Here is a 12,987-nt window from a genome sequence, read left to right as displayed (position 1 = left end):
CGCTCGGATTTGCGCTGTTTCGCAGCGGCCGCCGCTTCGCGGAACTCGCGATCGTAGTCGTCGAACACCTCGGTCAGTCCCTGCCGGCGAATGAGCAGGCGGGTGATCCATTCGGTCACAATCCCCCTGATCAGGATCACGACGATGCCGACGAAGAAGTAGAGGAGCGCGAGCAGCGCGTATTTCTCGGGCGCGAATGCCAGCACACCGGCCGAAACACCGGTCCACACGAAGAGCTCGCCGCCATTGGCATGCGGGAAGAACGTAGTGACCGGGTGCACGAATGACACAGCGGAGTCGTAGAACGCCGGTTTCTGCCGCTCGGGCAGGTACGAGCCGAACGAGTAGGCCATCGGGTTCGTCAGCATGATGACCGCGATGACCGGCATGATCGTGTAGCGGGTGATTGCCCACCGACTCGACCACTGCACAGCTCTGGTCACCCTCTGCTCACCGATCCACGTCGTAATGGAATACATGAGCGTCAGCAGAACGATCAACGTCGGCAGAATGCCCGTCACCATACCCAGGAGCTGCTCACCGGAGGCCTGGAAGAGCCCGATGAAGTGCTCTGCAACCCAGGTGAATCCGGCGAGGATCGGATTGTCTCCGGCCGGTACCGGCGGATCATCCTCCATCGGTAAGAGTAGTTCAAGAGATGTCATGGCGCCTCCTTGCACGCGGCATCGTTGTTCCCCTGTGTAGCGAAATCTCTAGCCTCAATCATTTGCACATTTGTGCGTATAGACTGTCACAAAAGTGTCCCTCAATTGATAGCGTACCGTCGACCGGATTGCAAGCACCAGGCCGGGTCCGGTCGCTTGCAATGCCGAACTCAACTACGCCTCGGATGTCTCGGCAGCGGCAGCCTCGGCAGCGCGAGCAATGTCACGCCGGCGCTCGATGAACCGCACAAAGAATGCGAACGCGAGCGCGAGGGCACCGAGCACCGCGACCGTCCAGCCTCCGAGCTCCGATGCAGCGAAGAACAGCCCCGTCAACGGGTTCGCCCCGTCGACCAGCGATGAGATCTGCGTGGCGTCCGCTGGGATTTCGAAATTGGAGTTCGCCGCGATCTGCGTGAAAGACGCAGCTGTGGCCGTGGCGATAAAGAGGCCGATGCCGATGACGATCGCCCCGCCGATGACCGACCGGATGATGTTGCCCCTGAACAGCGGCACCATCATTGCGACGATGAACGGTATCGTTGCGAGGTCGACGAGCGGCAATACGGTGTTGCCCAATGGCGCAAGCGCTACTGCGATTACGACCGTGATCGGAACGAGCACCAACGAGGTGGCGAGCACGGAGGGCTGCCCGACCGCGATCGCCGTGTCAAGGCCGATATAGAACTTCCGGCCCGGGAACCGTCGCTCCACGAACACCTTTGCAGACTCGGAGACCGGGATGAGCCCCTCCATCAGCAGCGAGACCATGCGCGGCAGGATCACCATGACGGCAGCAAGACTCACGGCAAGGGTGAGAATCGCGATCGAATCGGCCCGCGGATCGTCGAACCCGAACCCGAAGATCCCGAGGATGAGCCCCAGCCCGAAACCCAGAATCATAGCCTCGCCGAACGCACCGAACCTTCGCTGAATGGCGCCGGGATCCGCTTTGAGGCGGTTGAAGCCGGGAATACGGTCGAACAGCCAGTTCAGCGGCAGCGCGAACAGGACATACGGCGCTGATGTACCGTGCGGGAACGAGATGTCGGGGAACCCGAAGTACTTCTGTATCCAGGGAGCCGAAAGATCGGCGAGTGACAGGATCACCATCATATGGATCGCTGCAGCAGCGAGACCGACCCAGTAGTTGCCGGTGACGTTCGCGACGAGAGCCCCGACGAGTGCCGTGTGCCAGTAGTTCCACATGTCGATGTTGAATGTTCGCGTCATCCCGGTCGCGAGCAGGATGATGTTGACGCCGAGCACGAGCGGTATAACCATGGCTCCGATCGAGGACGCAAACGCGATGGAGGCCGATGACGGCCAACCGACATCGATCGTGGTGAGGTTCACGCCCAGGCCCTCTGCGATCCCGGTTGCCGCGGGTCCGACCTGGGTGCCCATGAGCCCCATCACGAGATTGATGCCGATAAAGCCGACACCGATCATGAGCCCGGCGCGAATGGCCTGTGAGAACTTCTGACCGAGGATGAGTCCGAACACCGCAATGAGGAACGGCAGCGTGATGGCGGCACCGAGGTCACTCAGGTATCCGCTGATTGCTTCGAGAATGTCAGTGAACACGAAGAACTCCTTTGTTCCGTGTGCGAGCTACGCCAGCGCGGCGCGGATTTTGTCGAGTACGTCGTCAACTCCGACGCCGGTGAGGAAAGGGAGACCCTGAATGACCGGCACGTTCACCGTGTCGGGCACCTGAGTCGTAGCAACGATCAAATCCGCATTGGTGCTGCCTGCGACAAGGTCGGCGACGGCTCCCTGGGAGATCGTGGCATGGATTCCCTCCGCGTCGCACAGGGCGCGAACTTTCTGAACGATGACCGTTGACGTTGCGACACCTGTGCCGCAAACCACCAAGATGCGTTTCACCAGATTCTCCTTTGGATCTCGAGCGGGACGTCATAATCGTACCCTTATATTCACATTTGAAATAGGATTGCTGCACACATGTGATCTCGCGAGTTGGAAGGTTCCCATGCGCGCTATCCCGGGTACATCCTTTGTTCAGCTAAAAGCTTCGGACGCCGACGCAGCTCTGCTGGCGATTGCCAACGCCGCGGTCGCGGAGGGCTTCGCACAGCCTTCGTTTCCTGCTGCGCTCGTCGAGCGCGAGCGCCGCTTCCCGACTGCTCTCCCCACGATCCCGCCCGTCGCCATTCCTCACGCTGACGCCGCGCACATTATTCAGCCCGGATTCGCGATCGCAACGCTCTCCGAGCCGGTGGAGTTTCGAATCATGGGAAGCGACGACGATCGGGTCGGTGTCGACATCATCATCGCCTTGTTCGTCACAGAACCGGACAAGCAGGTTGCCATCCTCGGCTCACTCATCGAGCTAGTGCAGCGAGCAAACTGGGCTGCACCACTCCGGGAGGCCGTGTCACCGGCGGGCTTGGCGAGCGCATTCGATGCCGCGTTCGCATCGCCATAGCTCAGGTAAGTCAGATCGAGACAGGGCCCTCGGTTCGCGCGTGCAGGAGCGCAGTCGCGATGGCTGCGACGCCCTCGCCCCTACCGGTGAAGCCCAGTGCGTCCGTTGTGGTCCCGGCAATACTGACCGTCGCGCCGAGAATCCCCGCGAGGTGCTCCTCGGCTTCTCTCCTCCGTTTAGCGATGACCGGCCGATTGCCTACGACCTGCACGGAGACATTGCCGACTTCGAGCCCCAGGCCCTTGATCTGCGCTAGGGTCGCCCGCAGGAATACCTCACCCCGCGCGTTCTCGAAACGAGGGTCGTCGGTTCCGAATACTTCGCCGATCGTACCCAAGCGCGCCGCGGAGAGCATCGCATCACAGATTGCATGGCTCACGGCGTCCCCATCGCTGTGGCCAGCGAGACCCCGCTCTCCCTCCCACAGCAAGCAAGCAAGCCAGAGCGGCCGGTCATCCTCGGCGAAAGCGTGCACGTCGGTTCCAGAGCCGACTCGAATCGTCTCGCGTGCACCGGCTGCCACAAGCTGCTCGGCCCTTCGCAGATCCCATGCGGTCGTAACTTTGAAGGCCATCTGATCACCGGCTATCACGCGCACCGGTACGCCCGCCGATGCTGCAAGGGCGGCGTCGTCGGTGAAATCGACGTTCTGGCCAGCATGAGCGCGCACGAGATCCTCCCTGAGGAACCCCTGGGGTGTTTGCACACCCACAAGCTCGTCTCGTGACACGGTCTCGAGAACAAGCCCCTCATCGACCTCCACGCGCTTTATAGTGTCTGCGACCGGAAGACCGGGAACAACGCCCTCTCCCGTTTCCCGAACCGTTGCTGCAATCGCATCGAAGACCATCGGCGGAGTCAACGGGCGGGCGGCATCGTGAACCAACACGACTTCGATGTCATCATCAAGGTGCTGTAACGAGACTCGCACCGATTGCTGCCTTGTCGGCCCGCCGGCCGCGACCCTGATCCGGCGGTCGTCGGCCCCGGGTGTGTTGCGAATGATCTCACGCGCCAACGCTTCGTAGGAGACCGGCACCATGACGACGATCTGTGCCATTTCACGCATACGGAGGACACCCTCCAGCGCATGTCGAAGCATCGACTTACCGCCGAGATGCACGAAAGCCTTCGGCTCACTTCTCTCGAGCCTGACGCCATTGCCCGCCGCAAGGAGTACAACAGCGAGGCGACCCATCGGTCTCGTCGAGTGCACCGTGACCTTAGGAGGCGAGCACCTCGTCGAGGATTTCGCTAGCGCGTTCTTCCTCGACCTTCTTCGCGAGCGCAAGCTCCGAAACCAGAATCTGGCGAGCCTTCGACAGCATGCGCTTCTCGCCGGCGGACAGGCCGCGATCCTGGTCGCGACGCCACAGGTCGCGAACGACCTCGCTCACCTTGATGACGTCGCCGGATGCGAGCTTCTCAAGGTTGGACTTGTAGCGGCGGCTCCAGTTCGTCGGTTCCTCCGTGAAGGGCGCTTGCAGGACTTCATACACCTGCGCAAGGCCCTCTTCGCCGATGACGTCGCGAACACCGACCATCTCGACGTTGTCGGCAGGAACCTCGATGACGAGATCGCCCTGGGTGACGTTGAGTTTGAGGTAGGTCTTCGTCTCCCCCTTGATCACGCGATCTTTCACCTCGGTGATGGTTGCTGCTCCGTGGTGCGGGTAAACGACCGTCTCGCCGACCTCAAAATTCATGGAAGAGGCTCCTCTATAGAGATTTCTGACAAACTCCAGTTTAACACAGGCGGCGTGTCGCAGATTCAGGAACCAGCTTAGCCAATCGGCGTCACGGCTGACGTTTGCGGTCCGCAGGAATTACTGCTGTGAGGCATCACTCGTAGCCAAGGCGTCGAGCTCGATCTCGACAATCTGAGAGCAAACGCGAGCAAGATTGGGGTAGTCCGCGTCGGCTACCGTCCCGTAGTAGGCCGACGAGTGAAAGTCCTGTTGCCCTGGCGCCAGAGGCATCAACGGCCGGTATGCTCCTCCAGCTTGTTTGAGGATGAATGATGCCGCGGCGACATCCCAACTGTTCACCGCAGTAGAGAGCGTCGCTGCATACCACCCGTTGGCGACGTAGCAGAGACTCAGCGCTGCGGATCCGATGCGCTTCACGGCGAAGAAGGAGCGGACCAACTCTCCCCAGAGCAGGACGACGCGGTCACCGTCCCGGTTCACCTGACGGGGAGCGGGGTAATTGGTCGTCAACACGGCGCGCGCTTCCTCTGTAGGCCCGACAGCTCGGATCGACTGGCCGTTCAACGTCGAGCCGCTCAAGTCGGCCGCGAACAAACTCTCGGCAATTGGGTCGTAGACGACGGCGGCGACAACTTCGCCGTCGATCGCCGCTGCGATCGATACGCACCAGAAGGCTACTCCCGCCGAAAAGTTTCCAGTGCCGTCAATGGGATCGATGAACCACCGCACCGCGCCATTTCCGACTTGACCCCCCTCTTCGCCCAGTATCGTGGAGTCCGGCTCATGAGCCAATATATACTCGATTATGCGCTGCTCCGCCTCCTGATCAGCTTCTGTGACAACATCCCTGAAATCACGTTTGTAGCTGACCTCGTGATTGCTGCGGAACGACCCCCTCAAGAAATCACTCACGGATCGAGCTGCACCCTCGGCGATGTTCTTCAGGTGAAGTGAAACTGCAGGCGTGCTTCGCATCATTTATCTCTTTCCTTTACGTCCTAGTGACTACGCTTGACTGCGCCATCGGACAAGATGTCGGCAGCGAGGATTACCGAAGCCCCAGCCTCATTGAGCTTATGGAATAGCTCAAGCAGCTTGAGACTCGAATTGTCGAGCTCGCGATTCACGACAGCGGCGAGCGCATCCTGATAGAAGTGCCGGACTCGGTTCTTCTTCGCAGTGATCGCCGCTCGTCGAATGTTGCGAGGGTTTTTCATCATTGCGTGCACTGCGACCTCGAGATTATCGGTCCCGTCGTCAATGGCGTCAAGAAGCTTGAGCATTTCCGGCTGCACGCCCTCTATGCCGAACATATCGTAGAGCCGGACGAAATCGCGGAGCGTATCGAGGATGTCATCAATGGAGCGGGAGACTCGAAACATGTCCTCTCGGTCGATTGGAACCGAAAGCGTCCGACTCAGCATGGCGATGAAATCGAACCGGGCCTGGTCACCTCGATGCTCAATGTCGGACATGTGCTGCCTGACTTTGTCTGACGGCAGCTCATCCCTGAGCAGCTGACGTACCAGCGCAATACCGTCCTTGGAGCACTCGAACTGATCCCTAAAGCCGTACAGCAATCCCTTCTGGCCCCGCAGGGCATATTTTCGTACTCGTTTGATGGGTCGTATCACTGCACCAACACTCCAATCAGGCTCGCCAGGCCGAAGGTGACCGGAAGCGTCACCAGCCAGGCGATAAGAATTTTTGACACTTCCTGCCAGCGAATTCGCCCATACCCCTGAGACAGGCCCGCGCCGATGAGCGAACCCGACATCGTTTGCGCCAGGCCCACCGGCGAGCCGATCCCGGTGCTGACGAGCATGGCGACCGAGGTGGACACTTCTGTTACCACCATGTCTGTTGGAGCCGCCGGCAGTACTCCAGTCGAAATGGTCTTAGACATTCTCGCGACGCCGAGCCGGCTCCCCAGCCCGAACAGGAGAGCGCAGATCACGATCACCCACCACAGCTCGGCTAGGCCAGCGGTGCCGCCTACGCCGAGGGCGATCATCGCAACTGCAAGCATCTTCTGTGCGTCATTAGACCCGTAGGCAAGGGAAAGCAACCCGAACGCGATCAAGTGACCGGTCTCAAGATATTTTCGTACACTCCCGAGCGGCAGCAACGGAAGCAACAGTCTGGATATGAGATATGCGATCGAACCACTTGCGACCGGCGCGATGAACATCACCACCAGCACTTTCGCGATGGCGCCCCAGTCTACGATGCCGATCGCGACGAAGCCATAACCCGCGATCGCCGCCACGAGCGCGATCGTGAGACTGCTCGGCACCCGGACCCAGCTCAGCATCAGGATCACCACGATCGTCACCAGTACGGCCACCAGCATGCCTCGCTGTCCCTGCTCGCCTCCGAACGGCACGAGATCGTGTGCGAGTGTGTTCGCCACCCCCCATCCGAAAAGAAAAGGAGCTACAGCAACACCGAGCGTCATGATGGTGAGCGCACCGCCGAGATTCAGCCCTCGAATATTCAAACTCATCGCCAGGAGAGAAGCGCCGGTGTTGAGACCGTGCATGAGCGAGAAGAATGCAGCTGTGATGCTAAGAGCAATAATCATTGTTCAGCCTCATTTCTCGACTCGTCGTTGCAATTCGTGCGGCACCCTCCGAAGGCACTTCGGCCTCGAGCGGATCCGAATGCCGCGATCCTCCGGGCTCCCCCGCAACCCCGGTTCAAGTGCTGGGCGCCGAATAATCCTCTGCCGGATAGAATCGCGCCTGCGCGATCCGGGCTGACACGGTGTCTCCCTCCCGATGCATGACACCGCTGTACCGGCTTCGCATCCGTACACCACCCCAGTCGAGTACGACTTCATTGTGATCGCGGCCGAACAGCGACGAAACGATCGTGACCTCTTTCGAGTCGGCTCCCGATTCATCGATCGCAATATCATTGGGCAAGATCACCAGGGTGCCGTCGCCGTCCGGCTCCCCCGCTACCGCGTACCGCAAGTCGTGCTCGACGGACTGGAACAGTCCATCCTTCACCCCGCCGCGAATGAGCGTGGCGTCGGATAGAAAACCTGCGATGAACGGGTTCGCCGGATTATTCAGCAGCTCCGTAGGAGTACCGAGCTGCATAACCTCGCCCTTGTCGAGAACAAGCATGCGGTCCGCCAGCGCAATTGCTTCGTTACGATCGTGGGTCACATGCAGCATTGTTAATCCGAGCGTGCTTGCGAGCGATCGCAGTTCGAGACGCAACGTGTCTCGCAGCGGTTCATCAAGTGCGCTCAGTGCTTCGTCCAGCAACAGCAACCGCGGCGAGTTAACGAGGGCGCGAGCCAGCGCGACCCGTTGACGTTGCCCACCCGAAAGCGTTGCTGGGTCGCGTTCCCCGAAGCCGTCCAGTCCGACCAGTTCCAAGATCTCGCCAACCCGCTTCGCGCGTTGTGGCTTCGCGACGCCGGCGAGGCGCAGCGGGTAGCTCACGTTCTGAGCCACCGACATGTGCGGCCAGATCGCATGCTGCTGGAAGACCATACCCAGCTTCCGCTTCTCGGTCGGGATGGTCGACTGGCCGCGGCGATACATGACTTCACCGTTGATGGCGATGGACCCCTCCGAAGGGTTCAGGAATCCAGCAACCGCACGCAACAGTGTCGTCTTGCCGGAGCCCGATGGACCGATGACGGCAATCAGCTCGCCTTTCTTGGCGGTTAAGTTCAGCTTCTCCAATCCGACTTTGCCGTTCGGATAGGTCAATTCGACGTCTTCCAGTGAGAGTACCTCAGTCATGGCCTCGGCTCCTAGGATCTTGTTTTGGTTTTGATCGTGAGACTCAAACCGAAGAGTCCAAGCACGACCACTATGAGAGAAAGGGCGCTTGCAGCGTTGTAGTCGCCTGCTTGCTGGAGGTTGAAGATCGCGACACCCAGCGTTTGCGAACCCGGAGCCAGCAGCAGCACGGAAATCGTCAGCTCGCGCACCGATGTCAGGAGCACGAGCATCATGCCGGTGAAAATTGCCGGCATGGCCATACGCCACGAAATGGTGATGAGTGTTCTCAGACCACCGGCACCCGATATCCGGGCCGCTTCTTCGAGCGCCACCGGTATGGAGCGCAGAGGCGCGTTGACCGTCTGCACGACTAGCGCGATGAAGCCCATGACATAGGCGCAGAGAATGAGCCAGATCGTATTGAACAGGCCCAAGGAAGGACCGATCAGCAGCCACCCGACAGCCAGTATGAGGCCGGGGACTGCCTGCGGCAGCATCACGACAATCCTGAGAGGCACGTTCGTTCGTGACAAAGTGCGCGTCAGCAGGACCGAAACGAGTCCTCCGATTACACCGCAAATTAGCGCAGCAGACGCTGCGAGAAAAATGGAGTTGTAGGCCCCGACGATCGTCGTGTTCGCTGTGAGAGCTCGCGTCATGGAGTTAAGGGTCAGGTTCTCCCAGCGCAGCGGTTGTCCAGGCGCCGAAAGGAAGCTCTGCACTGCAAGCGCCAACAAGGGGAGCACTGTGATGGCGAGTCCGACGATCCACGACATGAAACCGACGACGTGCTTCCACGTGCTCAGGTTCAGAGTCTGCTGAGGAGCAGCGGGGCCGTCCAGACCCATCGAACGACCGCTGGCGCGATACTCCAGCAGCACACCGATGATGGCAAGGAGCAACAAGAGTGCTCCGATCGTCGACACCACCTGCAACGGCTCGGAGACGGTGCCGGACTGAATGTAGCGATAGATCATCGTCGCAAGGGTTTGATATCCCCCAGGCGTTCCAATGATCGCCGGGATGCCGAAGTCCGCAAGGTTTTGGACAGCGATGAGGGTGAAAGCGGAGATCTGCGCCGGGCGAACCAGCGGCATCGTTATCTTCGTCACCGCGCGCCAAGGATTAGCGCCACTGATTTGCGCGGCCTGTTCGAGATCACCCGGCACGCGACGCAAAGCCGCTCCGACAATCAGATAAGCCAGCGGATATGAGTGGACGGTAAGCAGGAATACGACGCCGGCCCCTCCATACATATTCCACAGCGGCGAACCGAACACCTGACTCCAGAAGTGGTTGATCTGCCCGCCAGGTCCGAACAGCCCCAACCAAGCAATAGCCCCGACGAAAGGCGGAACCAGCAGAGGACTCAAGAGGAAGATCCGAAGGATGCCTCTGCCCGGTAGATTCGTGCGATCAAGCAGGAGCGCGAGAACAGTCCCGATAACAACCGCAAACACGGCAGAAAGTCCTGCCGAAACGAGCGAGTTGACACCTGCGTTGAAAATCTCGGCCGTCCAGAGGGTATCCCACCTGTTCCCGCTGATTGCCAGGGCCACTACCGCGGTGAGTGGCACGATGATCAGCGCCGCAACAGAACACCAAACACCGAATCGGACGTATGGGACTCCACTGGCTGTGAGCCGCTTGAGCACAGGGCCGGAGGGGGCCTGCCACTTGCGCAGCAGGCCCCGTCCGCGAGACGCCGTGTTAGTTGAAGAGTTCATTAAATGTAGCAACGGAGTCTTCTCTGATGCTGGCGATGTGTTCCAGATCGGGGTTGAGCAGCTCGATTTCCTCCATTGCCGGTGCGCCTTCCGGCGTACCTACATCGTCACGGACCGGGAGGTACGCCTGCCCGACGGCCAGTTCCTGGCCCTCCGCGCTGACAAGGAAGTCGACGAACAATTGCGACAGCTCTTCTTCTTCGGTGTTGGCGAAGATGCCGACAGGCTGCGATACGTACGGTACGCCCTCGGCCGGATAACTGACAGCGATCGGGGATCCAGCTTCCGCGAAGTCACGAACCAGGTAGTCGACGACGATCCCGACCGGCTGCGCTCCCGATGCGACGGACTGAGCGACCGGACCGTTGCTGTCTGCGATCACCGGGTTGTTCTCCGCAAGATCCGTCAACCACTCGACGCCCAGGTCCTCATGATCCAACCACACTGCCGCGTTGAATGCCGCAGCTCCCGAAACATCCGGATTCGGCATGACCAGCTGATCGAGATACTGAGGGTCGGTCAGCTCGTCCCACGACGCGGGAGGAGCATCGATCGAATTCGTGTTGTAAGCGATCACCGTTGGAATAACGCGGGTGCCGACGTAGTATCCGTCCTCGTCTACGACTTCCGGAAGCAGAGCTTCGACATCTTCTGGGGTGTACTGCAGAAAGAGGTCACGCTCAACATAGCCTTCGAAGGTCGGAACATCTGCCGCGAGGAACACATCCGCCTGCGGACTGCCCTCTGCCGTAATTTCTGTCTCAACTCGAGCGGTGAGGTCACCGGTTCCGGCTCGGAACACTTCGACGCCTATGTCGGGGTAGTGCTCGTTGAATGCGCTGATTATCTCGTCGATCTTCTCCTGAGGCTCCGACGTATACAGCGTTATCGAGCCGCCCGGGCCGTCCCCACTCGGCTCTGCCCCGCCGCCACATGCCGTCAGTGTCAGAGCGCCGGCGACGATGCCGACTACGATCTTGGATTTGTGCTTCATTGCTTCTCCTTTGATTGATTAGATATTCAGTTGGGCTACCTCGTTATGTGATCCCCAAGGTCTTCGCTGACCTGCCCTAGCGATCGGGCTGCTCGACGTCCAGCCAAATCGGTGTGGCGATGGGCCCGTACTCGCTGAGCTCGACAACGGAAAACCCGCTTCCGCCTCCATGGCCGGCTTCAACGAGCTGTGGTGCCATGATCTGCTGCGTCGACAGAGCGGGAGAACTCCAGCAAGGCACCCCGGCGAAAGTACCTGCCATCGCATGGTGGTAGTGCCCGGTGAGGATCTGGATGACGTCGGAGTTCTCGACAATACGAGCGAGCGCAGCTCTCTTCTCCATTCCGCGTCTCTGGAGGATTGGAACGAGCGAGGGCAGAGGCGAGTGGTGAAAGGCGAGTATCGTCCCAGAACGATAAGGCTGGGCCAGTTGTTCGACCAGCCAGCGCTCCTGATGCGGCGTAATCTCCGGGTCCGAATTGTCGAAGCTTACGATCCGATGGGTTTCGGTATGGGCTATTTGCATCGTGGGGAATACTGCTGCCGCCCGCTCGATGTCGTCGTGGTTGCCGAACGTGACAATGATGGGGACAGCGAAGGCTGCTCGAAGCATTTCGAATTCTCGCTGAAGGTCTTGATACGACGCTTGCGTGCCGCGATGCACGAGATCGCCAGTCACGACTATTGCTTCAGGCGTGTACTGCGGTAGTTCCAGAATCGCCCGGATCTGCGCGAATATCTCTCGCAGCATCAGCCCGCCGAAGAGTCGGCCCTCCCCGATGTAGTGCAAATCGCTCAACTGCACGAGAACGCGTCGCGCCAGGATCGAGCCCCCAACGTCCTGCAGAGTGCCACTCATTGCTGAAACTCCCGACCGCGCGCGGGCAACGCTGTCGGCGATTGGCCACGATGCTTTTCGCGAAGTTTGTCGAGATCGCTCTCTTGCAACCCGTGATGGACGAGATACTCCTCGACACCCCGGAATTGCGTGTGCAGCCAGTCCAAAGTATTCTCCATTGCCTCCGGAGGGCTGTCCAAATGCAGTTCGCGGGCGCGCTCCATCTCGGACTGATCCAGATTGAGATCTCGAAGCTGCCGATATACTTGACCAGCAGTGTGTTTCCGCACCTCCACCTGCGAGAGTGCGTAATCGGCAAGCACCTCGGATTCTGCCACCCCCGCAGCAAGAGCTATCAGCGCGATCACCAGCCCGGTGCGATCCTTGCCGATTCTGCAGTGCACCAAAGTAACACCAGGATTGCGGGCGACGACAGCCGCTGCTTCCGCTATTCCATGGCCTGCTCTGTCGACGAGGCCACGATAAACCCCTTCTATGCTCCCACCCTGCGGCGGCAGCTTCTCTTCACCATAGAGCGGTAGCACGCTCACTTCGAATGGATGCGCTACCGGCCCGCGTTCTAGCCGAGACCGGAGGTCAATAACGTGATTGACGCCGTATCCGGCCAGCGAGTGGATGTCACCTTGGCTTGCGGTGTCGAGTGTCGCAGAACGGAAGATCCAAGGCTCACCTGACTCAGCTGACAGGCTCCTGGCGTTGAAGCTTCCTTGCAACATAAACGATGACATCCATTCTGTTCCGTCGTTTCAAACGAAATAAAACGTTCCGTCGTTTCATTATACGTATTCAGTTTTTCGATACAAGGGGTCTGCTTTCGCGGCGCCTTGACACGCGG

General features: G+C 59.8%; 14 protein-coding genes. 1 reads left to right on the top strand and 13 read right to left on the bottom strand.

From position 1 onward, the window contains the following. From Q0O95_RS06995 to Q0O95_RS06985, 3 genes are all read right to left on the bottom strand, one after another. Positions 1 to 665: PTS glucitol/sorbitol transporter subunit IIC (locus tag Q0O95_RS06995; protein ID WP_293696721.1), on the bottom strand; the 665-nt coding region annotated here is incomplete at its 3' end. A gap of 174 nt (positions 666 to 839) precedes the next feature. Continuing rightward, positions 840 to 2,252, bottom strand: coding sequence for a PTS transporter subunit IIC (locus tag Q0O95_RS06990; protein ID WP_293696719.1), 1,413 nt, complete (start codon positions 2,250 to 2,252; stop codon positions 840 to 842). A gap of 27 nt (positions 2,253 to 2,279) precedes the next feature. Next, positions 2,280 to 2,555 (bottom strand): PTS sugar transporter subunit IIB, encoded by a 276-nt coding sequence (locus tag Q0O95_RS06985; RefSeq protein ID WP_293696717.1) that lies wholly within the window; start codon positions 2,553 to 2,555, stop codon positions 2,280 to 2,282. A gap of 106 nt (positions 2,556 to 2,661) precedes the next feature. Between Q0O95_RS06985 and Q0O95_RS06980 the strand changes: the two genes are divergently transcribed. After that, entirely contained in the window at positions 2,662 to 3,117 is a 456-nt protein-coding gene (locus Q0O95_RS06980; protein ID WP_293696715.1) for a PTS sugar transporter subunit IIA, read from the top strand. A gap of 10 nt (positions 3,118 to 3,127) precedes the next feature. Here Q0O95_RS06980 and ispD read toward each other — a convergent pair whose 3' ends face one another. From ispD to Q0O95_RS06930, 10 genes are all read right to left on the bottom strand, one after another. Beyond that, on the bottom strand, positions 3,128 to 4,315 hold the full coding sequence (ispD, locus tag Q0O95_RS06975; protein WP_293696713.1) for a 2-C-methyl-D-erythritol 4-phosphate cytidylyltransferase: 1,188 nt from the start codon (positions 4,313 to 4,315) through the stop codon (positions 3,128 to 3,130). Positions 4,316 to 4,340: 25 nt separating this feature from the next. Next, positions 4,341 to 4,823, bottom strand: a complete 483-nt coding sequence (locus tag Q0O95_RS06970) for a CarD family transcriptional regulator (RefSeq protein ID WP_293696711.1) — start codon at positions 4,821 to 4,823, stop codon at positions 4,341 to 4,343. 120 nt (positions 4,824 to 4,943) lie between these two features. Continuing rightward, positions 4,944 to 5,804, bottom strand: a complete 861-nt coding sequence (locus Q0O95_RS06965; RefSeq protein ID WP_293696709.1) for an inositol monophosphatase — start codon at positions 5,802 to 5,804, stop codon at positions 4,944 to 4,946. A gap of 20 nt (positions 5,805 to 5,824) precedes the next feature. Beyond that, the gene (locus tag Q0O95_RS06960; RefSeq protein ID WP_293696707.1) at positions 5,825 to 6,460 is read right to left on the bottom strand and encodes a DUF47 family protein; all 636 of its coding nucleotides are present in this window, start codon (positions 6,458 to 6,460) and stop codon (positions 5,825 to 5,827) included. Then, positions 6,457 to 7,368: an inorganic phosphate transporter gene (locus Q0O95_RS06955; RefSeq protein WP_293696705.1), complete on the bottom strand. Its 912-nt coding sequence runs from the start codon at positions 7,366 to 7,368 to the stop codon at positions 6,457 to 6,459. Before Q0O95_RS06955 ends, Q0O95_RS06960 begins: the two co-directional genes overlap by 4 nt. 157 nt (positions 7,369 to 7,525) lie before the next feature. Further along, a complete protein-coding gene (locus tag Q0O95_RS06950; protein ID WP_293696703.1) occupies positions 7,526 to 8,590 on the bottom strand; it encodes an ABC transporter ATP-binding protein in 1,065 nt (354 codons plus the stop codon). An 11-nt stretch (positions 8,591 to 8,601) separates the two neighbouring features. Further along, positions 8,602 to 10,149 carry an iron ABC transporter permease gene (locus Q0O95_RS06945; RefSeq protein WP_293696701.1) on the bottom strand — a complete coding sequence of 516 codons (1,548 nt, stop codon included), beginning with the start codon at positions 10,147 to 10,149 and terminating at the stop codon, positions 8,602 to 8,604. A gap of 133 nt (positions 10,150 to 10,282) precedes the next feature. After that, positions 10,283 to 11,293 carry an ABC transporter substrate-binding protein gene (locus tag Q0O95_RS06940; protein ID WP_293696699.1) on the bottom strand — a complete coding sequence of 337 codons (1,011 nt, stop codon included), beginning with the start codon at positions 11,291 to 11,293 and terminating at the stop codon, positions 10,283 to 10,285. 76 nt (positions 11,294 to 11,369) lie between these two features. Further along, on the bottom strand, positions 11,370 to 12,152 hold the full coding sequence (locus tag Q0O95_RS06935; RefSeq protein WP_293696697.1) for a metallophosphoesterase: 783 nt from the start codon (positions 12,150 to 12,152) through the stop codon (positions 11,370 to 11,372). Beyond that, complete coding sequence (locus Q0O95_RS06930) at positions 12,149 to 12,880, bottom strand: tyrosine-protein phosphatase (RefSeq protein WP_293696695.1); 732 nt, start codon at positions 12,878 to 12,880, stop codon at positions 12,149 to 12,151. The genes Q0O95_RS06935 and Q0O95_RS06930 overlap by 4 nt, the downstream gene beginning before the upstream one ends. Positions 12,881 to 12,987: the final 107 nt, after the last annotated feature.

The sequence above is a fragment of the uncultured Agrococcus sp. genome, assembly GCF_945915485.1.
Classification (GTDB): domain Bacteria; phylum Actinomycetota; class Actinomycetes; order Actinomycetales; family Microbacteriaceae; genus Agrococcus.
The sequence above is the reverse complement of the archived record's forward strand: the minus strand, read 5'-3'. Positions and strand labels throughout refer to the sequence as shown.